This is a genomic window from Arthrobacter sp. TJ-238 (genome assembly GCF_058269215.1).
On the sequence record NZ_JBZCNH010000005.1, the window covers coordinates 1 to 26959 of the forward strand.

The following is a 26959-nucleotide window of genomic DNA, read 5'->3' on the forward strand; positions in this document are numbered from 1 at the left end:
CCCCAGCACCCCCAGCAGCCCAGGCACCCTCACCGCGACCTCCCCCACCGGCCGCACCTACACCACCACCCCCGACCCACCACCCTTCTGACCGCCTGCCCTCCGGAGCGCAGGAGGTAAGGACCTGGCGGCGCGGTAGGACTCGTCGAAGGGTGGCCCCCGGCTGGAGGAACCAGTCGATGCTGGCGGGCGATCAGCGCGTGGGTGGTTGGCAGCCGATGCCGGTCGGATTCTCCAAGCAGTCCTGACTCACTTGGTGGGACTGCGTTCGCCAGATACTCATGAGATGCGGCGCGGACACGACCGCAGCTTCCCCGGCGACCGGTTGGAACGGTCCGCCGTCCACCGAATAGTCCCCGGCGAAAAACGTGGTCACCGTGACCTGGAAGTCCCCTGTCTGAGCGTACTGATGGCTCGTAGTCGTGGGCGTGTTGAAAGCGTTCTCGATGACAGGGCCGCCTGGCGTGATGGTCGTCATGCTGGAGCCGTCACCGTAGTTCCATCGGTAGGACACCGGCCGCGCCTTGAGCACGATCGAGGCGTCCTGGAAGTCGAACGTGAACTCCTGCTCCTGAGCCTGCGCATAGATGTTCGAGTGGGCGTTACGTAACCCGAAGTTCGAGGGCTGTGACAGGATCGTCGCCGCCAGCACCGGTTGCTTCTGGAACTCCTCGAGACTGATAACGATGGGCGCTTCCTCCGGCACTGCCGCGCCCTCCACCGGCAGTTGCGGCGGCTCGCCGGGGTACATACACGAGGTCCGGCCTGTCGGCGTCCGTGTTGCCGGCTGCGTGTTGTTGTTGACCTCGATCCAGTTCACCAATACGCCACCCTCACGGACAGCGCAACGCGCGTTAATTCGTGGGCAGGTCGCCGGGTCGAGGGCCTCACCGACCCCGGCTGTGCAGGCCCGGACGTAGGTGTATTCGATGCCGTCGTCCATGGGCAACATGGCTGGCACCTCTTTTGCAACGCTGCCCGGTTGAGCGTCGGGTCTGCCTCCTAGTGCTTTCTTGTCAAAGGAACTTGTATCTCGAACCTTTGCAGTTGCTGTGTCGCCGTCGAATCGGATGTCGTTGCCTCTACCTGACGCCGCCGCTGAAGGAGTGCAGAGTAGGAAAACGGTAACCATGAAAATGACGCGTACCAATAGGGATTTCATTACTGTGTACCTTCAGGTGCACCGAAATCTAGCATTACCCAACGGCCCTCTAGATGAGCTGAGAAAATTGCATTGAAATTGGGGTCTCCCTTTGGCGCGTCGGCTTCGACCTCGCCAGAGGCCGAGTAAGTTTTCGATGCCCCTTGAACCACTTCTACATAAGAGCCAATTGATCCCTCTGTGTTCGTCAGGAAATCGGTGCTGAACGTAGTGACGTCGGAGTTGGCTCCAGAGACCCATCCGCCATTCGCGTAGACATCCTTGACCGCGCTGACCGTGTTCGAACACGTCTCACACCGCGGGTCCGTCACGGCTTCGAATGGCGCCCAGTCGTTGGTCTCGTAGCCATAGGAAAACAGCTCGAACCAGTACTTCGTGAACGCTTCGAGCCCCTCGGCCGAGTTCTCGTCCGCCAGCGCGGGTTTCACGGGCACCGGGATGTTCGCCGCCGGACCGGCCGACGATGCAGGCGACGGCTCACGGCTCGAGGAAGCGGACGCCGACGGTGTGGCAGAAACTGAAGGCGCCGCGGAGGAAGTCGACGAAGAGTCAGGGCTCGGCTGGACGGACGGATCCGGATCGCCCTGATATCCGGCCAGGAACAGCACCGCAAGCACCGCACCGGCCAGGAGAGGCGCTACCCCTCGACGACGGCGACCATGACCATCTGCACGCACAAGGACCATGCAACTCCCCCATCACAGGCGTCCGGCGACCGGAATGGCCCTCAGCATAGCCCCATGAGGCCCGGGTGCTACAGGTTGTGCACAGGCGAATCCGGCCGGACGACCCGGAACCTGGGAGGAGCTGCACCTGATGCCCGCCCGCCGCCAGCGCCCGGACGGCCACCAGGTGCAGCGCGGGTATGGACAGGTGCACGATCTTCAGGGGGGCACCAGGGCTGGCTCGAGCCCGACGGTCAGGGGTCAGCGGTTGGCAGAGACCGCCAGGAGCAGCTCAGGAGCCCTGCGGTCGTACCACCGGCCGCCCGTCCTGACGCCGACCACGAACAGCACACTGCCGAGCACCAGCCCGACCACGACGGTCAGCCAGCCGAACAGCGCGTCACCGGTCACGAAGTAGAGGATCGCGAGGACGATCTCGGGCAACGCCAGCAGCAGCATCACGAACCATCCGATGAACTGGACGGCGAACATGGTGAAGTTCGTTCCCGGCGGCGTCTTGAAGGCGCTCTCGCCGGGAAGAGGGACGTTGTAGGTGTAGCGCGCCGACACGACGCTCGACAGGCCCGCGCCAGTCAGCAGCAGGCCGAGCGACAGACCCAGCATCACGGGCAGATCCTCGGTCCGGCCCGTGACGAGCAACGGCACCACCGTGAACACGAGGGTGACCGGCAGCGAGAAGACCATCAGTGCGACGGCCCGGCCCAGACGGTCGTCGTATCCGCGGACGCCGGTGGAGACGTGCAGGCTGAAGGCGGTGTTGTCGTAGGAGATGTCGGCCGAGATGGACCATGCGAGCAGGAACGCGGTGAGGGGCCCGAGGAAGGCGAAGGCCGTGCCCGATCCTCCGCCCGAGAAGTACAGCAGCACCGCGACGAACGGGATCACCACGAGGGACGCGGAATACCGCGGGTCGCGGAGCCAGTAGGTCAGAGCCCTCGCCGCGATGGCCCCCGCGGGGGTCGCCGGGAACCGGGCGAACCAGCCGAGGTTCCCGCCCGCCCGCTTCGTGACGGCGTTGTAGGGAGGCGTGACCAGGGCGTGGGTGAGGCCGCGGCTCCACAGCACGAGGAACAGCATCAGTGTGGCCGTCCCGATCAGGAACTTCAGGATCGCCGGACCGATGCTGCCCGCGGCCACATCCGCCGGTGCCGCCCACAGCGCACCGAGCGGCGTCCAGGCGAGAAAATCGGCGAGGGTCAGTGCAAACCCGGGCGAGCTCTGGAACCCCGCCGTCACTCCCCCGATGATCGGACCGAGGAAGATCAGGGGGATGAAGGCGACTATTCCCCTGACGTCCTTGAAGCGTCGGGAGCCCGTCATCGAGGACACCGCCGTCGTCACGAGCCGCGAGGCCACGACGCACAGCAGGACGGCGATCAGACCGCAGACGAGGGCTGTCAGGGCGGCCGCCGGGTAGCGGATCCAGGTGACCACCTGCGTCAGCGTTGCGATCAGGGTGACCAGCCCCGGGATGCCCGCGAGGCCGCCCAGCACGAGACCGGCGAGCAGTTGGCGCATCGGGATCGCGAAGGTAACGAACCGCGCGGGGTCGAGCGTCATGTCGATGCCGGTCGCCGCGATGGGGATGAGGATCCAGCCAAGCACGGCCGCCGAGCCGCCGATCACGAGGACGGTCCTGATGACCTCGAGCTCCGCGGTGCCGAGCAGCACCAGGCCGATCATGAGCAGGACCAGGAGTCCCAGCCCGTACAGTCCGCCGAGGATCACACCGACGAGCTGCCCCGTGCTGCGCTTGAGCGAATTCCGCAGCAGGAGGAGCTTGAGTCTCAGGAGGTCCGCAACCACGACAGCCCTTCCGATGTGCTGCGGCCACCGACGAGCTCGACGAAGCGGTCCTCGAGGGTCGCGTCGCCCCGGACCTCGTCCACGGTTCCCGCGGCGAGGACGGTGCCCGCCGCGATGACGGCGACGTGGTCGCACATGCGCTGCACGAGGTCCATCACGTGGCTGGACACGATGACCGAGCCGCCGGAGCGCACATAGCCTGCCAGGATGTCGCGGATGTTCGCGGCCGAGACGGGGTCGACGGACTCGAACGGTTCGTCGAGGACGAGTAGCTTCGGTGCGTGGATCAGGGCCGAGGCGAGCGCGATCTTCTTCGTCATGCCCGCCGAGTAGTCCACCACGAGCGTCCCGGCGTCGTTCGTGAGGTCGAGGGCGCGCAGCAGGTCACCGGTGCGCTCCAGCACGGTCTCGCGGTCCATGCCGCGCAGCAGTCCCGCATAGGTGACGAGCTGCTCGCCCGTGAGCCGGTCGAACAGCCTGACGCCGTCGGGCAGGATGCCCATGAGCTTCTTCGCCTCGAGCGGCTGCGCCCAGACATCGACGCCGTGCACCAGCGCCTGGCCGTAGTCGGGCCGGAGCAGGCCCGTGGCCATGGAGAGGGTGGTGGTCTTGCCGGCGCCGTTCGGTCCCACGAGCCCGTAGAAGGAGCCCGTCGGAACCTCGAGGGTCACCCCGTTCACGGCGATCTTCTCTCCGAAGCGCTTGGCGAGACCACGGATGCTCAGTGCGGCCGTACCGGCCCCGGCCTGCGGATCGTTCTCATCGGTCGGCGGTGGCACGAGGGAACTCATGCTGTCACGCTAGCAACGCGCGCTCTCGCTCCTCGTCATCCCAAAGGAGGAGAAGCAGCAGGTCAGAAGCCTCCTGCCCGCTCGTACTGGGGCGCGGGGACGAGGTCGTGGCCGAGCTCGTCCGCCGCGCGCATCCACCAGTGCGGGTCGCGCAGGGCGGCGCGGGCGATGAGGACGACGTCGGCCCGCTCCTCGCGGATGACGTCGTCGGCCTGGCGCGGGTCGTTGATGAGGCCGACGGCGCCGGTCGGCACGCCGGAAGTCCGGACCTCCTCCGCGAGCGCCACCTGGTAGCCGGGGCCCACGGGGATGGACGCTGCAGGGACGGCTCCGCCGGACGACACGTCCACGAAGTCGACGCCCTCCTCGGCGGCACGCTTGGCGAGCCGCGCCGACACGGCGCCGTCGATCCCGCCCTCGGTCCAGTCGGACGCGGAGATGCGCAGCAGCAGCGGCATAGCGGCGGGGATGACGCGCCGGACCTCGCGGATCACCTCGAGCGTCAGCCGGAAGCGGGCTTCCTCGGAGCCGCCCCACCCGTCCGTGCGGGTGTTGACCAGCGGGGAGAGGAACTGGTGCAACAGGTACCCGTGGGCACCGTGGATCTCCATGGTGTCGAAGCCGGCGTCGACAGCGCGGGCGGCGGCCGCACCGAAGTCGCGGATGACCTTCCGGATGTCCTCCTCGGTCATGGCACGGGGCGCAGCGTACCGGCCGAAGGCCTCGTCGGTGGGCCCGACGGTCTGCCAGCCGCCCTCGGACTCCGGGACGGAGTCGTGCTTCCCGCTGAAGGGCCAGTACGTGGAGGCCTTCCGCCCGGCGTGCGCCAACTGCACCGCGGTCTTCGTCCCGACCGCGCTGTGCTCGTGGACGAAGTCGTTGATGCGGCGCCAGGCGTCGGCCTGCTCCTGCGTGTAGATGCCGGCGTCGCGGGGGCTGATCATGCCCTCGGGGCTCACCGCGGCGGCCTCCGTGATGATCAGCGCCGCGCCCCCTGTCGCGAACTGACCCAGGTGCACGAGATGCCAGTCCGTGGGCACGCCGGGAGCCGTGGCGGGATCGCACGAGTACTGGCACATGGCGGCGACCCAGCCCCGGTGGGGCAGGTCCAGCGAACGGAGCGTGATCGGGTCGAACAGGCCGGGCGTGCCGGCGGGAACTGCGGGAGTCATGCCATCCTCTGGTGGTCGAACGGGGTGCGTGCGGGGAGGAGCGCCGCGACCGGCGGCGGGGTCCTGCTAGAAGAGGGCGCGTGCGAGGGCGCTCCGGGCCTTCGCGACGCGCGGATCGGTGACGCCGACGACGTCGAACAGTTCCAGCAGGCGCTTGCGCGCGGCTTCCCTGTCCTCGCCCGCGGTCCGTCCGATGAAGGCGACGACGCGGTTGAAGGCGTCCTCGACATGGCCGCCCGTGAGGTCGAGATCGGCCACGGCGAGCTGTGCGTCGACGGCGTCCGGCTCGTCGGCGCCGCGCTGCCGCACCGCGGCGGCGTCCGCGTCCTGCACGCGCTGCATGAGTTCCACCTGCGCGAGTCCGGCCTTCGCGTCGGCGTCGGCGGGCTGCTCCGCCAGCGCGCGGCGGTAGGCGGCGGCAGCGGCCGGGTAGTCGCCGGCCTCGATGGCGTCGAACGCCTCCTGGTGCAGGGGCGGCAGCTGCGGTTCCTCGGGCGCTGCCGGGCCGGGCCCGGCGCCGTCGTTGAGCGTACCCGTCACGCCGTTGGCCTCCGCGACCTTCAGCAGTTCGTCGAGGTACGCGCGGATCTGGGGCTCGGGCACGGCACCCTCGAACAGCGGCACCGGCTGGCCCTTGACCACGGCGACAACGGTCGGTGCCCCCTGGGCCTGGAACGCCAGGGCGATCTGCGGCTGGGCCTCCAGATCCACGTTGGCGAGCAGGATGCGGCCGTCGAACTCCACCGCGGCCGCCTCGAGGACGGCGGTCACCTGGTTCGACTGCTCGCTCCAGGTGGCACGGAGGTTCACGACCACGGGCACCTGGGTCGAGAGCTGCACAAGCTGCGGGAACGTCTGCTCGGTCACCTCGACGACGTACGGGCTCGGCCCTGCCGAGGGCTGGCGTGCCGCGGCGGGGCGGGCGGCGGCGTCGGCACGCGCCTTGAGCGCGGACAGGTCCACCGCTCCCCGCAGGTTCATGGTGGACGGCGGCATTCCGCCCCGCTGTGGTGGTGTGGACAATGCTCTGCCTTTCTCTGGCTGCCTGGGAGGGATGCTCGTGGATTCCGGGTCAGCGGAGTTTCGCCGACAGCAGCTGCTGCGCTGCGCCGGTCACCCGGATCCTATCGTCGCTGCCGGCCGGGGGGACGTACAGCATCACGGCTTCGCCGTAGTTGACGTCGATGCCCTTGTCGCTGGTGTCGCTGCCGGTCAGCGACTCGTACACCGTGCCCTTCAGGTCGATGGTGTCTCCACGGCCCTTCGGGACGCTCGAGTAGGTGTGGGTGAGGTAGCCGAACACCATCGCGCCGCCGTCGCCCGTCGGCAGGGCCTGCGTGCGCTCGCCCTGGGCCTGGTGGGTGAAGGTGATGGTGGCCGCCTTGTTGCCCGGGTCGGCGACGACGCCGGCCTGGAACTCGGTGATGGCCTCGGAGAAGGAGTTCTCCTCGAAGGTCGCGGCGTTGGCGCCGGCAGGCTTGGTGAGGAAGTCGGCGATCGACGCGACGGCGTCCTGGGGTGCCTTGGCGAGCTTCCCGGCGTCGTCGAGCGGGACGGGAGCCGATGCGCCGGGCGCCGGCGGGGAGGGGAAGGTGCTGCCGGGCAGCATCTGGACCGCGGAGGTCAGCTTGTAGTTCGCGCGCGGGGTCTCCTGCACCAGCAGGAGGGCCTGCGGCACCGGGTTGTCGTCACTCTGGGTGAGGGCCACGACCGTACGGGGCCACTCGGCGTCGGTGGGGATCATGTCCAGCAGCACGGGCTCCGCGGCGACCGGCACGGGGGCGGCGGCCTGTCCGTCCTTCGCGCGGACGGCGTAGGAACCGGTCCGCAGGTCGAGCGCGGCGCCGTCGACGCGCGGGGCCAGCCGCCGGGCGTCGGAGGCGGCGTCGGCGTCGGCTACGGTCGAGGCGACGGCCGCGAGGATCCGCTCGAGTTGGGCGGCGAGGACGACGGGCGGGCCGCTGGCCTCGCTGCCCGCGGACGGCGCGCCGGGAGCGGCGGACGACGAGGCGCCCGGGGTCGCAGTGGCTGTAGGGGACGGCGTCGTGGTCGCCATCCCGGGAGCGATCCCCAGCAGGGATCCGCCGGCCACGAGGCCCGTGAGGACCAGGGCGGGAGCGGCGATCGACGAGGCCCCGACCGACCGGCCGGCCTGGGCGTGCCGGCGGGCATACGCCCGGGTGCCCTCGGCAGCCTCGGTGGCCTGCGCGCCCCGCCGGTTGCGCGGCGGGACGAAGAGGAGCGCGATGCCGAGGACGACGACGAGCGCTCCGCCGATGATCAGCGGCAGCGCGAACGGCGTGGCCTGGTCGTTGGGGCGCGTGATGGAGACCTGCGTGGGTGCGGGCGTCTCCCCGTCGGCGGCGAGCAGGATGGACCAGTCGCCCTCCACGGGCTCGCTCCACCGGTAGGTCAGCGACCCGTCGCCGGGCTCCTCGCTGATCCAGAGGTCGCTGCCGCTCGGGTCGGGGACGGAGTCCTCACCGTCGGTGTACTCGGAGGACAGCGTCTCGTCGGTGACACCCGTGACGGCGAGGTGCGCGGCATCGCCCACCCAGGCCTCGACGTCGGACGCGCGACCGATCGCCAGGGTGAAGGGACCGTCCGCCTCGACGGTGACCTCGACCGACCCGTCGGCGTCGCCGCGGGCTCCGGGCTCGATCACGGTGACGGGTGCCGCATCGGCACCCTGTGCGACGCTCGCGGTGACCGTCTCCGCGGGCGCCCAGAGGGTCCGCTGGCCGATGCCGAGGAGCATCAGCAGGAGCCCTGCCACGATGATCGGTACTGCTGTCTTTCCGCGCACTGGTTGCCTATCGTCGTCCGTTGCTGCGGACCTCCCGGCCCCTTCCGCTCCGATGGCCCGGCGCATGCGGCGACGGGCCATCGGGAATAGTCACCCAATGGTAACGAAGTTCCTCCGCGGCCCCGTTCCAGGCGGCCCGTCAAGACCGTCCTCGGCGGTGCCCGGCTGTTAGGGTTTCGCTAGTCGACCCACCCGCCGGACACGCACCGCACTTTCGAAAGCTGAGCTTCTCGTTGACAGACCACCAGGAAGTCCCGCTCGACCAGCCGCTCCCGCGGCCCGAGCCACCCGGGACCGGCGAGGACACACAGCCCGCAGCTGCACCGGGCAACGGCACGCCGCCGCCGCCGCCGACCATGCGCTCCCTGTTCTCGCTCGCCCGGAAGTCCCTGCCGACGGCGCAGCCGCGGCCCCGCTTCGAGTTCCCGCCCGAACGCGAACCCGTGGGCGTCGTCGTCGATCCCGACGTGTCGCTCGCCGACGAGCGCCTCAAGTTCAGCAGCCCCGATCGCCGCAGCATGAGGGCGCACCCCATCCACTTCGGCTTCATGATGAGCGTGGGCGTGGGGCTCGCGCTGCTGGCGTTCTTCATCATCACCAACGTGGGTCAGCTCCTCGTGTGGATCGGGGCGGCCCTCTTCATCGCCCTCGGGCTCGACCCGATCGTCCGGTGGCTCGAGACGAAGGGCGTGCCGCGCCCGGCGGGCATCGCGGTGGCCCTGTCCGTCCTCGTGGGCATCGTGGCCGGGTTCTTCGCGCTGCTCATCCCGACGATCGTGAGCCAGACCTCCCAGATCGTGGAGCGCGCCCCGGGGTACGCCGACGACTTCCTGAACTCGGAGTTCTTCACGACGCTCGACCAGCAGTTCCAGGTCCGCGACCGCGTGGTCTCGGAGATCGACAAGTTCTTCGCCAACAGCGAGGCCGTCGGCGGGATCTTCGGCGGCGTCCTCGGTGTGGGCACAGTGATCATCAACGGCCTGTTCGGCTCCCTGGTGATCCTGGTCCTCGCGCTCTACTTCCTGGCGTCCCTGCCGTCCATCAAGAGGTGGGCGTACCGGCTCGCGCCCCGCTCGCGCAGACCCCGCGTGGAGGTCCTCTCCGAGGAGATCACGCGCAGCGTCGGCATGTACGTGATCGGTCAGGCCTGCGTGGCCCTGCTGAACGGCACGTTCGCGTTCATCGTGATGTCGATCGCCGATGTCCCGTTCTCCGTGCTGCTGGCGTTCGTCGTCGCGCTGCTGGCGTTCATCCCGCTGGTGGGCGGCGCCATCGCCGCGGTGATCGTCAGCCTCATCGCCCTGACGGTCGGCTGGCACACCGCCCTCCTGTTCGCCATCCCCTACGTGGCGTACCTGCAGTTCGAGGCGTACTTCATCTCCCCGCGCATCATGCAGCGCGCCGTCGCGGTGCCCGGGGCGGTCGCCGTCATCGCCGTCATCGCCGGCGGCAGCCTCCTCGGCGTCCTCGGCGCACTGATCGCCATCCCGACGGCGGCAGCCGTGATGCTGCTCCTCAAGGAAGTGTTCATCGCACGGCAGGACAGCCAGTAGCCGTCAGCCGCCCGTCGGCGCCGAGGGTGCGACGGCGGCTGGTCCCGTCCACCGCGCCGGCAGGGGGAGGTCGAGGTCCGGACGCACGACGCCGACGATCTCGTTAAGCGCGCGCGCCGCGTACTTCTCCCCCACCCACAGGTGCTTCGCGCCGTCCACGCCCGTCACGTCCGCCTGGGGGACGCGGGCGAACCGGCGCTCGGCGTCCTCGGGGACCAGGTAGTCGTCGAATTCGGGGACGAGCACCTTCAGGGGGAGCCCGCTGGCCCCCCACGCATCGAGGTCGGCGTCGACGGCGCGGTGGAGCGGCGGAGACAGCAGGATGGCCCCCTCGATCAGCTCCGCCACCGGGTCCTGGGCGCCGTACTTGAGGCACAGCTCGGTCCCGAAGGACCAGCCCACGAGCCAGATGTGCTCGAGCCCCTGCGCCACGGCCCACTCGACGGCGGCCTGGAGGTCCAGCCGTTCGCCGTCGCCGCCGTCGAACGCGCCCTCGCTGCAGCCGCGCGGCGAGCACGTGCCGCGCGTGTTGAACCGCAGGACGGCGATGTCGGCCAGGGCGGGCAGCCGGAAGGACGCCTTCCGGTACACGTGCGAGTCCATGAAGCCGCCGTGCGTTGGCAGGGGATGGAGGGTCACGAGCGTGGCCCGCGGCGCACGGCCGCCGGCGGGGGCGGCGAACTCGCCCACGAGCGTCAGGCCGTCGGCGGTGTGCAGCTCGATGTCGCGCCGGTCGGCGGGGAGCACCGTCGCCGCGCGGATCTCGATCGCCTCGTCGTTCGGCGTGAAGGTGTACGGGTCGCTGGGCATCCTCCCAGTCTAGGACGGGCGCGCCGCCGTCGCCGTCCCGCCGGGGCGCGCGTCAGTAGCGGAAGCTCCGCGTCTGCCAGCACCGCACGTGCCAGTGCCTGCGGTCCGCGAGAGCCGTCTCGGCACCGAACAGCGAGTCCTCCCGCCACACCACGAGGTGCGCGATCCCGGGCAGGATGAAGGAGTTGCACCCCGGGCAGGTGTAGGTCTTGGCCGCGTTCCGCTCGGTGATCCGGCGCACCGACCACTCGCCGTCGGGCGCCGACTCCCGCAGCGGCGAACCGAGCCGCGTGCGCTCGAGATCCGGCTCCGGCGGCGCTGACCACTTGGACCGCGAGGACCCGCGGGGGCGGCTGGGACGATTGGAACGGGGCACCCCATCAGTGTGCCCGATGCTGCGGCACGGCCGCGCACCGGGCAGCCGGCGGTCCTGCACCCGGTAGAATCTTCGACGTGCGTCTCGTCATAGCCCGCTGCTCCGTCGATTACATCGGCCGGCTCAGGGCACATCTCCCGCTGGCCACCCGTCTGCTCATGGTGAAGGCGGACGGCTCCGTGCTGGTGCACTCCGACGGCGGCTCCTACAAGCCGCTGAACTGGATGAGCCCTCCCGCGACCCTGCGGGTCAGCGAGCCCGACGACGCCGACCGTGCCGAGGGCATCACCGAGGTGTGGACGGTGCAGCATGCCAAGAGCGACGACCGGCTGGTCATCAACATCCGCGAGCACCTGCACGAGTCCGCCCACGACCTCGGCGTCGATCCGGGCCTCGTGAAGGACGGTGTGGAGGCCGATCTGCAGCGGCTCCTCGCCGAGCAGATCGAGCTCCTCGGCGCCGGATCCACGCTCATCCGACGCGAGTACATGACGGCGATCGGTCCCGTGGACATCCTCGCGCGCGACGCCCAGGGGCGCACGGTGGCCATCGAGCTGAAGCGGCGCGGGGACATCGACGGCGTCGAGCAGCTCACGCGCTACCTCGAACTGCTCAACCGCGACCCGATCATGGCGCCGGTGCGCGGCGTGTTCGCCGCGCAGCAGATCAAGCCGCAGGCCCGCGTCCTCGCCACCGACCGGGGCATCGACTGCCTGACCCTGGACTACGACGCGATGCGCGGCGTGGACGACAGCGCCTCCCGCCTGTTCTAGCCCGCCGTCCGGTCCGCCGGGGCCCGCACAGGGCGACGGCCTAGAATCGGAGTATGGCCCACTCCAGCGGAACGCCCACTGCCCTTTCCGGACGCCTGGTGACCGAAGCCGGGATCATCGATGACGGCGTGCTCCGCTGGGACGGCACACGGATCGTCTCGGCGGGCGCGGGCAAGGCCGACCCCTCCGCGGAGCCCCTGCCCGAGGGCTTCCTCATCCTCCCCGGGCTCATCGATCTCCACTGCCACGGGGCGGACGGAGGCGACTTCACATCCGGGTCCGCCGCCGACATCGAAGCGGCGGCGGCGCACCTCCACCGCAGCGGCACGACGACGCTGCTCGCCAGCACGTGCTCAGCACCTCTCGAGGAGCTCGAGTCCGCCTTCGGCCGCCTCGCCGCTGCGGCGGACGCGGGGCTCGTGGCCGGGATCCACGCGGAGGGACCCTTCCTGTCCAAGGAGCGCAACGGAGCGCACGACCCCGCCTTCCTGCTCCTGCCGACGCAGGAGGACGTGGCCCGGCTCGTTGCTGCGGGCCAGGGGCACCTCACGTCCATGACGTACGCGCCTGAACTACCGGGCAGCGACGTCCTGGTCTACGAACTCGTGATGCACGGGGTCATCCCGTCGATCGGCCACACGGACAGCTCCACCGAGGAGACCGGTGGGGCGCTGGACCTCATCAACGAGGAGCTCGCCTCCACCGGCTTCGAGGGGTTCAGCGGAAGACCGATGGCCACGCACCTGTTCAATGCGATGCCCGCGATCCACCACCGCTCCCCCGGCCCGGTGCCCCTGCTCCTGCAGCGCGCCCGCGCCGGCGAGATCGCGGTCGAGCTCATCGCGGACAACGTGCACCTGCACCCGGAGACCGTGCGGATGGCATTCACCATCGCGGGGGCGGAGAACATCTGCCTCGTCAGCGACTCGACCGCCGCCGCGGGCCGCACGTCGGGGACGTACCAGCTGGGACACGGGGAGGTGACCGTCGTGGGTGATGCCGCGGTGCTGACCTCGACGGGCGGGCTGGCCGGCGGCGCGGGGAGCCTGCTGGACGTCGTGCGCTGCGCCGTGGGGGCGGGGGTCGGCGTGGCCGACGCGGTGCGTTCCGCGACGAGCGTCCCGGCAGGCGTGCTGGGCCTGGCCGACGAGGTGGGGAGCCTGCGCAGCGGGCTGCGGGCCGACGCCGTCGTGGTGTCCCCCGACCTCGCACTGAGGGGCGTGCTCCGCGCGGGGCGCTGGGTCCTGCCGCTCGAGCTCGACTGAGCGTCGACAGGTCAGCCGTGCGGGGTCAGCGCCAGGTGCCGATGCCGATGACCGGGCCGGCCTCGATCCAGGAGGAGAGACCGGCGTAGACGTCGTACCTCATGGCGATGTCGAAGGCCTCGCCGTCGTGCGTCAGGTGGACGATGATCGCACCCGGCTGGATGCTGGCCTTCTCCGCCTCGGTGGCGGCACGCCACCCCACCACCTCGAGGGAGCTGCGGAGGAAGCGGAACTTCGGGATGGGGCTCAGCGAGATGAGGCTGAGCCATTCGAGGTTCTTTTCCGTGTAACGACAAACCCCCACCCGCCATCCCCGGGGAGGGAAGCGGATGGAGGCGTCGAAGGTGCCGAGCGCGCGGCCCAGCTGGTAGCGGCGGAGGAGGAACGCGGCGATCACGAGCACGAGCAGGCCGAACACGACCGCTAGGCAGATGAACGTCACACCGAGAGCCTCCACGCCGGGAACCCTAGACGGATTCCGGAGTCACCGAACCGCCGACCCTGGCGTTGTCCGCCACGATCACCACGCGGTTTGAGTCGACCGAGAAGAAGCCACCGTCCACACCCACCACCAGTCGCTCACCGTTGACGGGTTCCACCGAGAGCTCACCGGCTTCGAGGATCGCCAGGATGGGGGCGTGGCCGGGAAGGATCCCGATCTGCCCGTTGCTGGTGCGTGCGTTGACGGTGCGCGCCGCGCCCGACCACACGAAGTGGTCGGCCGCGACGATTTCGACCTCGAGTTCACCGTTCGATGCCATCGGCGTTACTTACCGGTCTGCTCTTGGATCTTGGCCCACTGGCGCTCGACGTCGTCGAGGCCGCCGACGTTGAAGAACGCCTGCTCCGCGATGTGGTCGAGGTCGCCGTTGCAGATCGCCGAGAAGCCCTCGATGGTGTCCCGGATGGAGACGGTCGAGCCCTCGACGCCGGTGAACTGCTTGGCGGTGTAGGTGTTCTGCGAGAGGAACTGCTGGATGCGGCGCGCGCGGGCGACCACGACCTTGTCCTCCTCGCTGAGCTCGTCGATGCCGAGGATCGCGATGATGTCCTGCAGTTCCTTGTTCTTCTGCAGGATCTGCTTGACGCGCACGGCCGTGTTGTAGTGGTCGTGCCCGATGTACTGCGGATCCAGGATGCGCGAGGTCGACGCGAGCGGGTCCACGGCCGGGTAGAGGCCACGGGACGCGATCTCGCGGGAGAGCTCGGTGGTCGCATCGAGGTGCGCGAACGTGGTCGCCGGAGCCGGGTCGGTGTAGTCGTCGGCAGGGACGTAGATGGCCTGCATCGAGGTGATCGAGTGGCCCTTCGTCGAGGTGATGCGCTCCTGCAGGAGGCCCATCTCGTCGGCCAGGTTCGGCTGGTAGCCCACGGCGGACGGCATGCGGCCCAGGAGGGTCGACACCTCCGAGCCGGCCTGGGTGAACCGGAAGATGTTGTCGATGAACAGCAGCACGTCCTGGTTCTGCACATCGCGGAAGTACTCCGCCATGGTCAGGGCCGAGAGCGCCACGCGCAGGCGCGTTCCCGGCGGCTCGTCCATCTGGCCGAACACGAGGGCGGTGTCCTTCAGGACGCCCGCCTCCTCCATCTCGACCCAGAGGTCGTTGCCCTCACGGGTGCGCTCGCCGACACCGGCGAACACGGAGGTGCCACCGAAGTTACGGGCGACTCGGGTGATCATCTCCTGGATGAGGACGGTCTTGCCCACGCCGGCTCCGCCGAACAGGCCGATCTTCCCACCCTTGATGTAGGGGGTCAGCAGGTCGATGACCTTGATGCCGGTCTCGAGCATCTCCGTGGAGCCCTCGAGCGAGGCGAAGCTCGGAGCCGCGCGGTGGATCGGCCAGCGCTCGGTGATCTCGAGTGCGGACTCCTCGACGTCGAGGGGCTTGCCGAGGACGTTGAAGATGTGGCCCTTCACGCCGTCGCCGACGGGAACGGTGATCGGGGATCCGGTGTCCTGTACGACGGTGCCGCGGACGAGTCCGTCGGTCGCCTGCAGGGAGATCGCGCGGACGAGGTTGTCGCCGAGGTGCTGCGAGGTCTCGAAGGTGATCAGGCGCGTCACACCGTTGAGGGTGATCTCGGTGGTCAGCGCGCTGTACATGGCGGGGATTGCGTCGGCCGGGAACTCGACGTCGACAACCGGGCCGATGACACGTGCAATACGGCCGGTGGCGCCGGGGGCAACTGAGTCCGTACCGTGCTCAACAGTCTGGGCAGTCATCTCTCTCACTTCATTTACGTAGATGGCGTGGAACTAAGTCTAGCTGCCCGGAATCCGCGAGGACCCGGGCGGGTGGGGCGTCAGGACGCGTTCAGCGCGTCCGCGCCGGCCACGATCTCCGAGAGCTCCTGGGTGATCTCCGCCTGGCGGGCGGTGTTGCGCAGACGCGTGTACTTCTTGATGAGCTCCGTCGCGTTGTCACCGGCGGACTTCATGGCCCGCTGGCGGGCTGCGAGCTCGCTGGCCGAAGCCTGCAGCATCGCCGCGAAGATGCGCGACTCGATGTACCTGGGGAGCAGCGCGTCGAGGACCTGCTCGGGCTCCGGCTCGTACTCGTACAGGGGCAGCAGTTCGCCGTCCTGGGGTACCTGCTCGTCGACGACCTCCAGCGGGAGCAGCCGGAGGACGGCCGGCTCCTGGACCACCATCGAGCGGAACTTCGTGTAGACGATGTGGATCTCGTCCACGCCGCCGTCCTCGTAGTCCTTGAGGAAGGTCTCCAGCAGGGCCTCGCCTACCTCACGCGCGGTCTCGAACTCGGGAGCATCCGTGTTGCCCGTCCAGACCTTCTCGTAGTCGCGCTGGCGGAAGTCGAAGTACGACTGCCCCTTGCGTCCGACCAGGAACGACTGGATCTCCTTGCCCTCGGAGCGGAGGGCCTCGAAGAGACCCTCGGCCTTCTTGAGGGCACTGGCCGAGTACGAGCCTGCGAGGCCGCGGTCTGAGGTCATCACCAGCACGGCGGCACGCCGCACCTCGCTGTGCTCCGTGGTGAGCGGGTGGTCGATCTCCGACTGCGACGACACGGCCGAGACGGCCCGGGTGATCGCGTTGGCGTACGGCTGGGCCGCAGCGACACGCGTACGTGCCTTGCCGATGCGCGACGTCGCGATCAGCTCCATCGCCTTGAAGATCTTCCGCGTCGACGTGGTCGAGGCGATCTTCTGGCGGTAGACCCGGATCTGGGCTCCCATTCTTGTCCTTTCCTCCGCCCCCGCGTCGGGGGGCGATCAGGCCAGGGTCCTGCCGGCCGGGAGGGGCATGGCCCCTCCCGGCAACAGGTCCTCTAGCGCTTCTGTCGAACGATCTTTTCGTGCTCGACCGACTCGGCGTCGATGGCCTGGTGCTCCTCGTGGCCCGCGCCGAAACCGTCGGCGCCGACCCCGAAGAAGCCCTGCTTGAAGTCCGTGATCTGGGTCTTCAGCTCTTCCGCCGTCGAATCCTCGAGCTTGCCCGTCTGGGCGAGGGTGTTGAGGATCTGCGACTTGTGGCCGAGGTGCTCCAGGAACTCGGACTCGAAGCGGCGGATGTCCTCCACCGGCACGTCGTCCAGGTAGCCGTTCGTCCCGGCCCAGATGGACACGACCTGCTGCTCCACCGGCATCGGGGAGTACTGGCCCTGCTTGAGCAGTTCCATCAGGCGCGCACCGCGGGTCAGCTGCTGGCGTGAGGCCGCATCCAGGTCGGAGGCGAACATCGCGAACGCCTGCATGTCGCGGTACTGGGCGAGATCGAGCTTCAAGGTGCCCGAGACCTTCTTCATCGACTTCACCTGGGCGGCGCCACCCACGCGGGAGACCGACACGCCGACGTCCACGGCGGGACGCTGGTTGGCGTTGAAGAGATCCGACTGCAGGAAGATCTGGCCGTCGGTGATGGAGATGACGTTCGTCGGGATGTACGCCGAGACGTCGTTCGCCTTCGTCTCGATGAGGGGCAGGCCCGTCATCGAACCGGCACCGAGCTCGTCGGAGAGCTTGGCGCAACGCTCCAGCAGGCGGGAGTGCAGGTAGAACACGTCGCCGGGGTAGGCCTCGCGTCCCGGCGGGCGGCGGAGCAGCAGCGACACCGCACGGTAGGCCTCGGCCTGCTTCGACAGGTCGTCGAACACGATGAGGACGTGCTTGCCGCCGTACATCCAGTGCTGGCCGATGGCCGAACCGGCGTAGGGGGCGAGGTACTTGAAGCCGGCGGGGTCGGAGGCGGGAGACGCGACGATGGTCGTGTACTCCAGCGCACCCTTGTCCTCGAGGGTCTGGCGCACGGCGGCGATGGTCGACGCCTTCTGGCCGATCGCCACGTAGATGCAGCGGACCTGCTTGGTCACGTCACCCGACGCCCAGTTCTCCCGCTGGTTGATGATGGTGTCCACGGCGATGGCGGTCTTGCCGGTCTGCCGGTCGCCGATGATCAGCTGGCGCTGGCCGCGGCCGATGGGGATCATCGCGTCGATGGCCTTGAGGCCGGTCTGCATCGGCTCGTGCACCGACTTGCGCTGCGTGACGCCGGGGGCCTGCGTCTCGAGCGCACGGCGGCCTTCCGCGACGATCTCGCCGAGGTCGTCGATGGGCTGGCCCAGGGGGTCGACCACGCGGCCGAGGAAGGCGTCGCCGACGGGGACCGAGAGGATCTCGCCCGTGCGGTGCACTTCCTGGCCTTCTTCGATCCCGGTGTAGTCACCGAGGACGACGACACCGATCTCACGCGTGTCGAGGTTCTGGGCGAGTCCGAGCGTGCCGTCCTCGAACCGCAGCAGCTCGTTGGCCATGACGGAGGGAAGACCCTCCACACGGGCAATACCGTCGCTGGCGGTGGAGACGCGGCCGACTTCGACGCGCTCCGCGTTCCCGGGCTCGTAGGACGCCGCAAAGTCGTTCAACGCACTGCGTACGTCTTCGGCGTTGATGGTCAATTCGGCCATCTCAGTCCCTGCTCTCCTGTGTTGTTGGTCCCCATGGGGTGCGTGGCGACCTGGGTGTGATTCTGTGGGTGGAACTCCGGTGGGACAGGCGCGGACGCCTATCCCGCCAACGTGCGGCGGAGTTCGGACAGACGCGTGATGACGGTCGAGTCGACCATCTCGTCTCCAACGCTGACACGGACTCCGCCGATGAGTGAAGGGTCGACTTTCACGTTGACCTTGAGCTCACGGCCGTACATGGCGTTCAGGCCCGACTCCAGGCGAGCGAGCTGGCTTGCCGTCAGCGGACGGGTGACGCTGACGTTGGCGATCCAGCGCTGCTGGCGTGCGGCGACGAGTTCGAGGAACCGCTGCACGAGGGCTGCGGGCTTGAGTCCGCGCGGGGCGCGGACGGCCTGCGCGATGAGGAGCCTGCCGGCAGCACCCGCCTGGGGTACGAGCTTCAGGCCGAGGGCGACCTTCGACTCCGGCGTGGCCTGCGCCTCCGACAGCGCCCTCTGCAGGGCGTGGTTCGAGGCGACCACCTGGATGAAGGAGAACAGCTCGTTCTCGAGCTGGTCCAGGCCCTCCGCTCCGCGGCCCTGCTCGGCCACGGCGATGACGACGGTCGCGGCGAGAGTCTCCAGGGCGTCACCGATGTCGCGGGCGTTGGCCCAGCGTTCGTTGACGAGGTCCTTGACCACGCTCGCGGCCTCCGGCGACACCCGGCCGGCGATGAGCTGGTCCACCAGCACGGCCTTGTCCCGGCCGGTGCGTGACGGATCGGTCAGCGCACGCCGGAGACCGGCGTTGCTGTCCAGGATCGCCAGGACGCCGAACAGGTCCTCCGCGAGGGCCAGGGTGGTACCCGGCAGCCGGGACTCCAGACCTTCACGGACGGTGGCCAGGGAGACGCTCGATACACCTGCCATTACTTCGCCGCACCTGCACGATCCGAAACGCCGTGCGAGGAGGTCTCGAGGTCCGCGAGGAAGCGGTCGACGACGCGCGACGAGCGGGCGTCGTCGGCGAGGGACTCCCCGACGATACGGCTGGCGAGATCCGTGGCGAGGGTCCCGACCTCGGCGCGGAGCGAGACCACTGCAGCCTGGCGCTCGGCCTCGATCTGGACGTGCGCCTGCTCGGAGATGCGCGCCGACTCGGCGGCGGCCTTCTCCTTGAGGTCCGCGAGGATCTGCGCGCCTTCGGCACGTGCTTCCTCACGGATGCGGTTCGCCTCGGTGCGAGCATCGACAAGCTGCTGCTTGTACTCGTTCAGTGCCGCGTTGGCTTCCGCCTGGGCGGCCTCCGCCTTGGCGATGCCACCTTCGATCGCGGCGGTGCGCTCGGCGAAGGTCTTCTCGAACGCCGGCATGACGAACTTGATGACGATGAACATCAGCACGGCGAAGCCGACCAGCGTTACGAGGAACTCCCACCAGTTCGGCGCGAGGGGGCTGGAGCCCTCCTCCGCCGCCATGATTGCTGCGTTAAGCATTTTTCACCCGTCTTTCTTCAACTGGTCTTCGGTCGGTCAGGGCGGCTGTGTCAGGCGCCGATGACGAAGGCGAAGACGAGGCCCAGGATCGCGAGGGCTTCGGTCAGTGCCAGACCGAGGAAGGCGATGGGCTGGAGGACACGCTGTGCCTCAGGCTGGCGAGCGACGCCATTGATGTAGGCCGCGAAGACGAGACCCACACCGATACCACCGCCGATTGCGGAGAGACCGTATCCAACGAGGTTGAGGCTACCCTGTACTTCCATTGTGTTCCTTTCAAGATGCCGCTCGGATGCGACAGGTTGTTTGGGATCATCCCCGACGGGGAAGACGTGTGTGAATCAGTGGGCGTCGGCGTGCAGCGCGCCTTCGATGTAGATCGCGGCGAGCAGCGTGAAGACGTAGGCCTGGAGGACCATGATCAGCACCTCGAGCATGTACATCGCCACGGCGCCGGCGAGGACCAGCACGCTGGTGCCCTGCAGGAGGATGTTGCCGGTGGAGACCATGTACTCGATGGCGGAGCCGGCGAGGGTCACGATGAGGTGGCCGGCGAGCATCGTCGCGAAGAGTCGCAGCGAGTGGGTCACGGGACGGACGATGAAGTTCGAGATGATCTCGATCGGCACGACGATCGGCAGGATGTACCAGGGGACGCCCGACGGGACGACGGCCAGCTTGAAGTAGCGCAGGCCGTGCTTCTTGAGGCCGATGCCGACCCAGAGGAGGTAGAAGATCGCCGCGATGGCGTAGGCGCTGCCCGGGTGCGAGAAGCTCGGCAGCTGCAGGAACGGGATGGCACCGAAGATGTTGTTCACCAGCACGAAGAAGAAGGCGGTGAAGAGCCAGGGCACGTACTTCAGGAAGTCGCGCCCGCCGATGATGTCCTTGCCGATGGAGTTGCGCACGAACCCGTACGCGGACTCTCCGAGGAACTGCATCTTGCCGGGGACCAGCTGGCGGCGCCGCGAGGCGACGAGGAAGAAGGCGGCGATGAGGACCACGGACAGGATGACCATGAGCATCTGCTTGCCGAAGCCGGGGTCGAACCAGACTCCGTAGGCGTCACCCCAGGGCAGGATGTCCCGGGGGTGGGTGTCCTCGATAGTCGGGGCTACGAATCCCTCTTCGGTAGTTGCGGCCGGGAGCGCAAGCGCGATCAACGCGTTTCCTCTCTGCAGTGTCCATCGTTGGGCAAGATCTGTTCGGTCGCAGCGTTACTGGTCCGACTCGTTGAGTTGTGGGGAGTCACTCGGGTCCGTCCTCGGCACCGGAGGTCGCCCGGGATCCGCGCTGCGGACTCGGGTGTGGTTCCGGGTGAGGTTGTGCATGTGGGAGAGGTAGAAACCCCCTGCTGCACCTAAGAACGCTCCCGCCAGCACCAACCAGCGCGTGTCGAGGAGATTATCCAGCCCCCAGCCTATCAAACTCCACACCGCGATCCCGCCAATCATGTAGCTGAGGACTGCTATGCCGGCGTTGTAACCGCCGTTCGCGAGACGGGCCTGCTCGTTGTGCGCCGCGGGGTCGCCGTCTGCTCCCGGCCCGGCTGCCGGACGCTCCGCCATGTCAGCGTCCGCCCGTCGGATCGGCGGAGGAACCCTTGCCGGGACCGGCTGGAGGAGCGGGGGACGGCGGTACCGTTCGTGCGGGCGCGGCGTCGTGCTGGTCGTCGTAGAGGGGCGTGCGGAGCCGCGAGAACGCGAACACCTCGGCGGCCTGCCATGCCAGGACGGTCGCGAGGGCCCCGGTGAAGAACCATGTGCGGTCCAGCCAGCCGGGCGTGCCGAGGAGGAACAGGACGGCGGCGAATCCGACCACCTTGATGGCGTACGTGACGATGAACAGCCCGAGCGCGCCGGAGGGGTTGCTCCGCCCCGCGAAGTGTCCGATGAGGAGGCTGATCCCGAAGAAGGCGATGACGAGGGCGGCGCCGAACAGCACGCTCAGTCCTGCCGCGGGCGAGGTGGCGAGGAGGGCCGCGACGGCGAGGACGAGCGCCACGCCGCCGGACGCTGCGGCGCTCCTGGCCAGGATGCCCAGCCAGGGGGACGCGGTGGCGCCCGATGCGGGGACGAGGTTCGTGTGGGTTCCGGTGGCCGGTTGCTCCGGTCGTGGCACGCGCTGTCCGCTCTGTCGACTGCGCCGTCCGGCGCACTGCTGGTCCTCTGCCGACGGCGTCGTGAGGCGTGGAACCGGGGCGGCGCGACGGAGGCGTCGGCGTGCCCGGCGCCTGAAATTCTACCGCATGGCGACGACGGCCGCCGGGGCCCTCACGCCTCCGCCGGGACGCGGCGGCGCGCGAGCGCGCGGAAGATCCGCGGCGAGTACAGGTACAGGGCGACGACCGCGGCGGCGAACAGCGAGGCCGACACGGCGAGCGGCGCGGGGGCGGTGGCGGCCACGAAACCCGCGACCCCGGTGAGCGCCGACAGGACGCTGACGAACAGCGACACCTGGACGTGGCCGAGCCCGGTGTCCGTGAGGCGCTGGTACACATGCTGCCGGTGAGCGGTGTAGACGGGCTCCCCGCGCCGGGCGCGCCGCACGAAGGTGGTGAAGGTGTCCGCGAGGTAGATCAGCACGGGCGAGAGCAGGTACTCCAGGTACACCCCGGCCAGCAGGCCGGTGACGGCGATCGCCACGATGGAGGCCCCCAGCAGGTAGCTGCCCACATCGCCGAGGAACACGAAGCCGCGGCCCAGGTTCCACGGCAGGAAGCCCGCGAAGGCCGCGGCGACCACGAGGCCCGCGACCGTCAGCCAGAGCTGGTCGCTGAGGACTCCCGCACCGGAGTAGAACAGGCCCACCACCACACCGTGCATGCCGGAGATGCCGTTGATGCCGTCCATGAAGTTGGCGGCGTTGATGTAGGTGGCGACGGCGACCGCGCCGACGGGCACCCACCAGTAGCTGCTGTCGTCGATGGTGGTCGCGAGGGCGACGGTCCCGACGGCTCCGACGAGGAGCTGCGCGGATGCGCGGACGCGGATCGACAGGCCCCGGAAGTCCTCGGTCCAGCCGAGGGCCGACGCGGCCGCGATCATGACCAGGATGATGAGGATCAGCGACCGGTCCACCGCGACGAGGCCCGTGGCGAGGGAGAGAGCCAGCGCGGTGAGGATCGCCGCCGCGACGGCCACACCCATCCCGCGGATGACGGTGGTGGTGTGGGAGGAGCGGTCGTTGGGGATGTCGATGACACCGAGGCGCTTCAGCAGGGGCTTCACGACGACGGGCAGTGCGAGTGACAGCCCGAGGGCCACGAGCGCGACGAGGGCGAGGAGCGGATTCATGCGGAGCGTCCGACGTGCGACCCGACCGCCGGGACGGTGGCCGTCGGCGGGTCCGCCGTGCCCGCGGTGACCTTGCCGGCCACACCCGGACCGGTGCCGATCCCGCGCCTGCCCGGCCCGAAGCCGCCCTCGGCCTTCCACGCCTGGAGGCTGAGCTGCTGGGGGTCGAGGGGCGCCACGGACGTGTGCGAGATCTTGGGGTGCAGCGGCCGGGAGTCGTTCTCGCCCTCGCCCATGAGGTCCTCGTGCATCTTCTCGCCCGGCCGGAGACCGGTGAAGACGATGTCGATGTCCTTGCCGGACATGGCGATCATGCGCTGGGCGACGTCGAGGATGCGCACCGGCTCGCCCATGTCGAGGATGAGCACCTCCCCTCCCCTGCCGATGGCGCCGGCCTGCACCACGAGCTGGCAGGCCTCGGGGATGGTCATGAAGAAGCGCGTGACCTCGGGATCGGTGACGGTGATGGGGCCGCCGCTGCGGATCTGCTCGGTGAACAGCGGCAGCATGGAGCCGCGGCTGCCGATCACGTTGCCGAACCGCACCGAGACGTACTTCTGCCCCGTGCGCTCCGCGTGCCAGGAGGTGAGCCTCTCCGCGACGCGCTTGGAGTGGCCGAGGACGCTCGTGGGATCCGCCGCCTTGTCCGTCGAGATGTTGACGAAGTTGGTGACGCCGACCGCGCCCGACGCCCGCAGGACGTTGAGCGACCCCTGGACGTTGGTCTTCCACGCCTCCTCCGGGTACTGCTCGAGCAGCGAGACGTGCTTGAGCGCCGCCGCGTGGAACACGACCTGCGGCCTGCGGTCCTCGAAGATGTCGAGCAGGGCGTCGGCATCGCGGATGTCGGCGAGGACGGTGTCGCGGCCGGTGAGCAGCCCGCGCCCGGTGAGGGAGATCTGCGTGGACTGCAGCCCGGTCTCGTCCCGGTCCAGCATGATGAGTTCTGCCGGCGCGAAGGTGGCGAGCTGGCGGCAGAGCTCCGAGCCGATCGACCCGCCTGCGCCGGTCACGAGCACGCGCTTGCCGGTGACGTAGCCGGCCACCTCGTCGGGGTGGATGTCCACGGGCCGTCGGCCGATGAGGTCCTCGACCGCGACCTCGCGGAAGTCGGCGATGGCGGCTCCCGCGGCGCCGAGCATGTCGCGCAGCGGCGGGAGGACGAGCACCTTGATGCCGAGGCCGGCCACGAGGTCGGAGACCCGGCGCACCTGCGCGGCCTCGACCTCGGCGAACGCGATGACGAGGACCTGCGCCTGCGTCCTGGCGGCGATGTCCCGGAGGTCGTCGATCCGCCCGAGGACGGGGACGGCGGACAGCCGGAGGTGCTTCTTGGCAGGATCGTCGTCGATGAGCCCCACCGGGAAGTAGGGGGACTCCGGGTCCTGCATCATGCGCGTAACGAGCGAGTTGCCGAGGAAGCCGGCGCCGTAGATGAGGGTCCGCTGGGCGTCCTCCCCCGGTTTGGCCTTGCTCTCCACGTACATGCGCTTCAGGTAGCGGGTCGCGGCGAGGAACATGCACGCGAAGGGGAACGCGATGATCCCGATACTGCGCGGCACCTCGATGACGCTGAAGAAGGCCACGCCGGTGAGCACGAGGATGACGGCGACGAGCACGGCCACGATGACCAGCAGCTTGGCCTCGTGGAAGCTGCCGAAGCTGTACCTGCCGCGGTACAGGGCGAAGCTGAGTCCGACCACCAGCTGGGCGATGACGGCCACGGCGCAGAACACGGCGATGCCCGGGACATTGACCTCCTTCACGAGGAGCTCGTAGCGCAGGATCAGCGCGAGGAGGATGGCGACGATCCAGGCGACGGCGTCGAGCAGGTACTGCGACCACAGCCAGATCGCAGGCTTGTCGCCGGATGGAGCCGCGGCGGTGGAGCCCGGCGGGCGGCCTTCGTTGAGTCCCATGATTCCTAACGGTGTCAGGCAGCCACCGTGTTCAGCACCGGATCCGTCTGCCGCTGCCGGGATGCTCCGGTAGCACCGGAGCGGCCGGTGCCCGGTCCGGCGGGGCTGGTCCGGCGGGTGCTGGAACACGGTGTAATAGACTGCTGTTACCCGAGAATACTAGCCGTCCCGCCCGTGCCAGGCCCGTTGCGCACCGCGCTGGCGCGGCCCGGAAGGACCACGTTGCACGTCCCCGACGCCGGCAGGCCGCGCGTGTTCATCGTCATCACCACCTTCAACCGGGCCGACCACCTGCGGGACCTCCTCGTGTCGATCGACGCCATGGACCCGGCGCCGTCGGGCGTGATCGTCGTCGACAACGCGAGCACCGACGGCACCCGGGACCTCCTGGCGGCCCTCGAGCCGCGCGTGCCGGTCCTCGTGCACCGCCTCCCGGCGAACGTGGGCGGGTCCGGCGGGTTCGCGGCCGGCGTGTCGCGCGCCCTCGGGGAGGGCGCCGAGTGGCTGTGGCTGATGGACGACGACGTCGTGGTGCTGCCCGACGCCCTCGCCTCCTTCCGCCCCTGGATGGACCGCTACTCCTGTATCCACGGGCGCCGGTACGACCACGCGGGCGAACCGTTCTTCTGGCAGCACATCCTCAACGAGTCCCTCGGCGTGCATCTGCCGGTGCGCGGGGACGTCTTCGCGCGGTCCCGGGTCTTCCACACCAACGTGGGCTGCTTCGAGGGCATGCTCGTGGCCGCGGACGTGGTCCGCGAGATCGGGCTGCCCGACGCCCGGTTCTTCCTCAACGGCGACGACCTCACCTACGGCTGGCTGATCTCCCGGCGGTACCCCGTGGCGTACGTCGACGCCTTCGTGCTCCGGAAGACCCGCGCCCAGCGGCAGGTGGACCTCGGCGTGCGGCACCTCAACGACTCCAGCGACCTCTCGCGCTTCTGCGGCATGCGGAACCGGGGGCACCTCGCCCGCTACCTGCGGCTGCACGGCCGGTTCAGTCCCGTGGCCTTCGGCTTCGGGACGCTCCTCTCGGCCGGGAAGGAGCTGGTGCGCCTCGTCGCCGTCGAACGGTCCCTGTCCGGCGCGCCCGCCCTCTGGCGGGGCTGGCGCGCGGCGCGTGCGATCCTGCGCGATCCCGCGTGGCAGCCCGAGCCGCCGCTGGCACGTGCGCACACCGGCGGGACGCGATGACCTGGCTCGTGGTCGGCGGGTCGGGATTCGTCGGCTCCTCGGTCCTGCGCGCACTGGGGGCCGCGGGCATCGACGCCCGGGCGCTCCCCGCCCCGCGTCTGGCGGCAACCGCGCAGACGCCTGCCGCGCTCCTGGCGGCGGCCGTCGGCACCGACGTCTCCGCCCTGGTGGCCGCGATGCAGGGGCACGACGTCGTCGTCAACGCCGCTGGGCTCGCCGCGCCCTCCGCGCCCGAGGGGTCGGATCTGCTCGGCGCCAACGCCCTGCTCCCCGCCGTCCTGGCCCGCGCCGCGGCGGCGGCGGGAGCGGGCCGCCTCGTCCACCTCAGCAGCGCGGCGGTGCAGGGCAGGACGGACAGGCTCGACGAGTCGGGGACCGTGCGCCCGTTCTCCGCCTACTCGCGCAGCAAGGCGCTCGGCGAGCAGGCACTGGCACTCGCGGCGGACGGCGCGCCCGGACTGTCGGTGGTGACGGTCCGCGCCACCTCGGTGCAGGGCCCGGCCCGCCCGACGACGGCGGCGCTCGTTCGGCTCGCGCACTCCCCGCTCGCATCGGTGGCCTCCCCCGGCACGGCGCGGTCGCCGATCACCTCCGTGGACGCCCTGTCGGGGCTCGTCCTCGCCGTCGGACTGCACCGTGGCGCGGTGCCGGGCATCGTCCTCCAGCCGTGGGAGGGCCTCACCGTCCGCACCGTCCTCGAGGCGGCGGGCGGACGGCCGCGCGTGCTGCCGGCCGCGCTCTGCCGCGCCGCCGTCGCGGGTGGCTACGCATTGTCCTCGGTCCTCCGCGGACGCCTCGACGGCCACGTGCGCCGCGTGGAGCTCATGTGGTTCGGCCAGGACCAGGTGCCCGGCTGGGCCGTGGAGCAGGAGCTCGCACCCGCGCCCAGGGTACGGGAGGTCCTGGCGCAGGCACGCGGCGGCTCCGCCCCTGCCTGACGGC

Annotated in this window: 27 protein-coding genes; 5 read left to right on the plus strand and 22 right to left on the minus strand. The window is 69.6% G+C overall.

The window, feature by feature from the left end:
* Positions 1 to 193: 193 nt before the first annotated feature.
* From AC4D2O_RS11575 to AC4D2O_RS11605, 7 genes are all read right to left on the minus strand, one after another.
* Positions 194 to 952, minus strand: a complete 759-nt coding sequence (locus AC4D2O_RS11575) for a PKD domain-containing protein (RefSeq protein WP_490907516.1) — start codon at positions 950 to 952, stop codon at positions 194 to 196.
* Positions 953 to 1161: 209 nt separating this feature from the next.
* A complete protein-coding gene (locus tag AC4D2O_RS11580; RefSeq protein ID WP_490907517.1) occupies positions 1162 to 1848 on the minus strand; it encodes a DUF6318 family protein in 687 nt (228 codons plus the stop codon).
* A gap of 240 nt (positions 1849 to 2088) precedes the next feature.
* Positions 2089 to 3654, minus strand: coding sequence for a transporter (locus AC4D2O_RS11585; protein WP_490907518.1), 1566 nt, complete (start codon positions 3652 to 3654; stop codon positions 2089 to 2091).
* Complete coding sequence (locus AC4D2O_RS11590) at positions 3636 to 4445, minus strand: ABC transporter ATP-binding protein (protein WP_490907519.1); 810 nt, start codon at positions 4443 to 4445, stop codon at positions 3636 to 3638. The genes AC4D2O_RS11585 and AC4D2O_RS11590 overlap by 19 nt, the downstream gene beginning before the upstream one ends.
* Before the next feature lie 62 nt (positions 4446 to 4507).
* Positions 4508 to 5617, minus strand: a complete 1110-nt coding sequence (locus tag AC4D2O_RS11595) for an NADH:flavin oxidoreductase/NADH oxidase (RefSeq protein WP_490907520.1) — start codon at positions 5615 to 5617, stop codon at positions 4508 to 4510.
* Between the two features lie 66 nt (positions 5618 to 5683).
* A complete protein-coding gene (locus AC4D2O_RS11600) occupies positions 5684 to 6640 on the minus strand; it encodes a co-chaperone YbbN (RefSeq protein WP_490907521.1) in 957 nt (318 codons plus the stop codon).
* Between the two features lie 49 nt (positions 6641 to 6689).
* Positions 6690 to 8423, minus strand: coding sequence for a DUF8094 domain-containing protein (locus tag AC4D2O_RS11605; protein WP_490907522.1), 1734 nt, complete (start codon positions 8421 to 8423; stop codon positions 6690 to 6692).
* A 233-nt stretch (positions 8424 to 8656) separates the two neighbouring features.
* Here AC4D2O_RS11605 and AC4D2O_RS11610 point away from each other — a divergent pair, with 233 nt between their 5' ends.
* The gene (locus AC4D2O_RS11610; RefSeq protein ID WP_490907523.1) at positions 8657 to 9976 is read left to right on the plus strand and encodes an AI-2E family transporter; all 1320 of its coding nucleotides are present in this window, start codon (positions 8657 to 8659) and stop codon (positions 9974 to 9976) included.
* A gap of 3 nt (positions 9977 to 9979) precedes the next feature.
* On the opposite strand, the gene AC4D2O_RS11615 is transcribed toward AC4D2O_RS11610, so the two are convergent.
* Both AC4D2O_RS11615 and AC4D2O_RS11620 read right to left on the minus strand, forming a co-directional pair.
* Positions 9980 to 10786, minus strand: a complete 807-nt coding sequence (locus AC4D2O_RS11615; protein WP_490907524.1) for an alpha/beta hydrolase — start codon at positions 10784 to 10786, stop codon at positions 9980 to 9982.
* A 52-nt stretch (positions 10787 to 10838) separates the two neighbouring features.
* Positions 10839 to 11162: an Rv1322 family protein gene (locus AC4D2O_RS11620; protein WP_490907525.1), complete on the minus strand. Its 324-nt coding sequence runs from the start codon at positions 11160 to 11162 to the stop codon at positions 10839 to 10841.
* A 77-nt stretch (positions 11163 to 11239) separates the two neighbouring features.
* Here AC4D2O_RS11620 and nucS point away from each other — a divergent pair, with 77 nt between their 5' ends.
* Positions 11240 to 11935 carry an endonuclease NucS gene (gene nucS / locus AC4D2O_RS11625; protein WP_490907526.1) on the plus strand — a complete coding sequence of 232 codons (696 nt, stop codon included), beginning with the start codon at positions 11240 to 11242 and terminating at the stop codon, positions 11933 to 11935.
* 53 nt (positions 11936 to 11988) lie between these two features.
* On the plus strand, positions 11989 to 13200 hold the full coding sequence (locus tag AC4D2O_RS11630; RefSeq protein ID WP_490907527.1) for an N-acetylglucosamine-6-phosphate deacetylase: 1212 nt from the start codon (positions 11989 to 11991) through the stop codon (positions 13198 to 13200).
* 25 nt (positions 13201 to 13225) lie between these two features.
* On the opposite strand, the gene AC4D2O_RS11635 is transcribed toward AC4D2O_RS11630, so the two are convergent.
* The 13 genes from AC4D2O_RS11635 to AC4D2O_RS11695 all read right to left on the minus strand — a co-directional run bounded on the left by AC4D2O_RS11635 (position 13226) and on the right by AC4D2O_RS11695 (position 24823).
* Entirely contained in the window at positions 13226 to 13657 is a 432-nt protein-coding gene (locus AC4D2O_RS11635) for a DUF2550 domain-containing protein (protein ID WP_490907528.1), read from the minus strand.
* Positions 13658 to 13667: 10 nt separating this feature from the next.
* Complete coding sequence (locus AC4D2O_RS11640; protein ID WP_104049690.1) at positions 13668 to 13961, minus strand: F0F1 ATP synthase subunit epsilon; 294 nt, start codon at positions 13959 to 13961, stop codon at positions 13668 to 13670.
* A 5-nt stretch (positions 13962 to 13966) separates the two neighbouring features.
* Complete coding sequence (gene atpD, locus AC4D2O_RS11645) at positions 13967 to 15430, minus strand: F0F1 ATP synthase subunit beta (RefSeq protein WP_490907529.1); 1464 nt, start codon at positions 15428 to 15430, stop codon at positions 13967 to 13969.
* A gap of 80 nt (positions 15431 to 15510) precedes the next feature.
* Positions 15511 to 16404: a F0F1 ATP synthase subunit gamma gene (locus tag AC4D2O_RS11650; RefSeq protein WP_490907530.1), complete on the minus strand. Its 894-nt coding sequence runs from the start codon at positions 16402 to 16404 to the stop codon at positions 15511 to 15513.
* 92 nt (positions 16405 to 16496) lie between these two features.
* Entirely contained in the window at positions 16497 to 18131 is a 1635-nt protein-coding gene (gene atpA, locus AC4D2O_RS11655) for a F0F1 ATP synthase subunit alpha (protein ID WP_490907531.1), read from the minus strand.
* A gap of 98 nt (positions 18132 to 18229) precedes the next feature.
* A complete protein-coding gene (locus AC4D2O_RS11660; protein ID WP_490907532.1) occupies positions 18230 to 19042 on the minus strand; it encodes a F0F1 ATP synthase subunit delta in 813 nt (270 codons plus the stop codon).
* Complete coding sequence (locus tag AC4D2O_RS11665; RefSeq protein ID WP_490907533.1) at positions 19042 to 19608, minus strand: F0F1 ATP synthase subunit B; 567 nt, start codon at positions 19606 to 19608, stop codon at positions 19042 to 19044. The genes AC4D2O_RS11660 and AC4D2O_RS11665 overlap by 1 nt, the downstream gene beginning before the upstream one ends.
* A 50-nt stretch (positions 19609 to 19658) precedes the next feature.
* Entirely contained in the window at positions 19659 to 19874 is a 216-nt protein-coding gene (locus AC4D2O_RS11670; RefSeq protein WP_019481292.1) for an ATP synthase F0 subunit C, read from the minus strand.
* A 75-nt stretch (positions 19875 to 19949) separates the two neighbouring features.
* Complete coding sequence (atpB, locus tag AC4D2O_RS11675; RefSeq protein WP_490907534.1) at positions 19950 to 20771, minus strand: F0F1 ATP synthase subunit A; 822 nt, start codon at positions 20769 to 20771, stop codon at positions 19950 to 19952.
* A 54-nt stretch (positions 20772 to 20825) separates the two neighbouring features.
* Positions 20826 to 21176: an AtpZ/AtpI family protein gene (locus AC4D2O_RS11680; RefSeq protein ID WP_490907535.1), complete on the minus strand. Its 351-nt coding sequence runs from the start codon at positions 21174 to 21176 to the stop codon at positions 20826 to 20828.
* 1 nt (position 21177) lies between these two features.
* On the minus strand, positions 21178 to 21729 hold the full coding sequence (locus AC4D2O_RS11685; protein ID WP_490907536.1) for a Cg1360 family ATP-synthase-associated protein: 552 nt from the start codon (positions 21727 to 21729) through the stop codon (positions 21178 to 21180).
* A 152-nt stretch (positions 21730 to 21881) separates the two neighbouring features.
* Positions 21882 to 22904, minus strand: a complete 1023-nt coding sequence (locus AC4D2O_RS11690; protein WP_490907537.1) for an MraY family glycosyltransferase — start codon at positions 22902 to 22904, stop codon at positions 21882 to 21884.
* Positions 22901 to 24823 carry a polysaccharide biosynthesis protein gene (locus AC4D2O_RS11695; RefSeq protein ID WP_490907538.1) on the minus strand — a complete coding sequence of 641 codons (1923 nt, stop codon included), beginning with the start codon at positions 24821 to 24823 and terminating at the stop codon, positions 22901 to 22903. The genes AC4D2O_RS11690 and AC4D2O_RS11695 overlap by 4 nt, the downstream gene beginning before the upstream one ends.
* A 222-nt stretch (positions 24824 to 25045) precedes the next feature.
* On the opposite strand from AC4D2O_RS11695, the gene AC4D2O_RS11700 reads away from it, so the two are divergent.
* A complete protein-coding gene (locus AC4D2O_RS11700) occupies positions 25046 to 26017 on the plus strand; it encodes a glycosyltransferase (RefSeq protein ID WP_490907539.1) in 972 nt (323 codons plus the stop codon).
* Positions 26014 to 26955: an NAD-dependent epimerase/dehydratase family protein gene (locus AC4D2O_RS11705; RefSeq protein ID WP_490907540.1), complete on the plus strand. Its 942-nt coding sequence runs from the start codon at positions 26014 to 26016 to the stop codon at positions 26953 to 26955. Before AC4D2O_RS11700 ends, AC4D2O_RS11705 begins: the two co-directional genes overlap by 4 nt.
* Positions 26956 to 26959 lie beyond the last annotated feature (4 nt).

What these genes read in the sequence shown, in the direction of transcription:
- AC4D2O_RS11575 (WP_490907516.1), bottom strand. Translation starts at nt 952, where the DNA reads ATGTTGCCCATGGACGACGGCATCGAATACACCTACGTCCGGGCCTGC.
- AC4D2O_RS11580 (WP_490907517.1), bottom strand. Translation starts at nt 1,848, where the DNA reads ATGGTCCTTGTGCGTGCAGATGGTCATGGTCGCCGTCGTCGAGGGGTA.
- AC4D2O_RS11590 (WP_490907519.1), bottom strand. Translation starts at nt 4,445, where the DNA reads ATGAGTTCCCTCGTGCCACCGCCGACCGATGAGAACGATCCGCAGGCC.
- AC4D2O_RS11595 (WP_490907520.1), bottom strand. Translation starts at nt 5,617, where the DNA reads ATGACTCCCGCAGTTCCCGCCGGCACGCCCGGCCTGTTCGACCCGATC.
- AC4D2O_RS11615 (WP_490907524.1), bottom strand. Translation starts at nt 10,786, where the DNA reads ATGCCCAGCGACCCGTACACCTTCACGCCGAACGACGAGGCGATCGAG.
- AC4D2O_RS11630 (WP_490907527.1), top strand. Translation starts at nt 11,989, where the DNA reads ATGGCCCACTCCAGCGGAACGCCCACTGCCCTTTCCGGACGCCTGGTG.
- AC4D2O_RS11640 (WP_104049690.1), bottom strand. Translation starts at nt 13,961, where the DNA reads ATGGCATCGAACGGTGAACTCGAGGTCGAAATCGTCGCGGCCGACCAC.
- atpD (WP_490907529.1), bottom strand. Translation starts at nt 15,430, where the DNA reads ATGACTGCCCAGACTGTTGAGCACGGTACGGACTCAGTTGCCCCCGGC.
- AC4D2O_RS11650 (WP_490907530.1), bottom strand. Translation starts at nt 16,404, where the DNA reads ATGGGAGCCCAGATCCGGGTCTACCGCCAGAAGATCGCCTCGACCACG.
- atpA (WP_490907531.1), bottom strand. Translation starts at nt 18,131, where the DNA reads ATGGCCGAATTGACCATCAACGCCGAAGACGTACGCAGTGCGTTGAAC.
- AC4D2O_RS11660 (WP_490907532.1), bottom strand. Translation starts at nt 19,042, where the DNA reads ATGGCAGGTGTATCGAGCGTCTCCCTGGCCACCGTCCGTGAAGGTCTG.
- AC4D2O_RS11665 (WP_490907533.1), bottom strand. Translation starts at nt 19,608, where the DNA reads ATGCTTAACGCAGCAATCATGGCGGCGGAGGAGGGCTCCAGCCCCCTC.
- AC4D2O_RS11670 (WP_019481292.1), bottom strand. Translation starts at nt 19,874, where the DNA reads ATGGAAGTACAGGGTAGCCTCAACCTCGTTGGATACGGTCTCTCCGCA.
- AC4D2O_RS11680 (WP_490907535.1), bottom strand. Translation starts at nt 21,176, where the DNA reads ATGGCGGAGCGTCCGGCAGCCGGGCCGGGAGCAGACGGCGACCCCGCG.
- AC4D2O_RS11690 (WP_490907537.1), bottom strand. Translation starts at nt 22,904, where the DNA reads ATGAATCCGCTCCTCGCCCTCGTCGCGCTCGTGGCCCTCGGGCTGTCA.
- AC4D2O_RS11695 (WP_490907538.1), bottom strand. Translation starts at nt 24,823, where the DNA reads ATGGGACTCAACGAAGGCCGCCCGCCGGGCTCCACCGCCGCGGCTCCA.
- AC4D2O_RS11705 (WP_490907540.1), top strand. Translation starts at nt 26,014, where the DNA reads ATGACCTGGCTCGTGGTCGGCGGGTCGGGATTCGTCGGCTCCTCGGTC.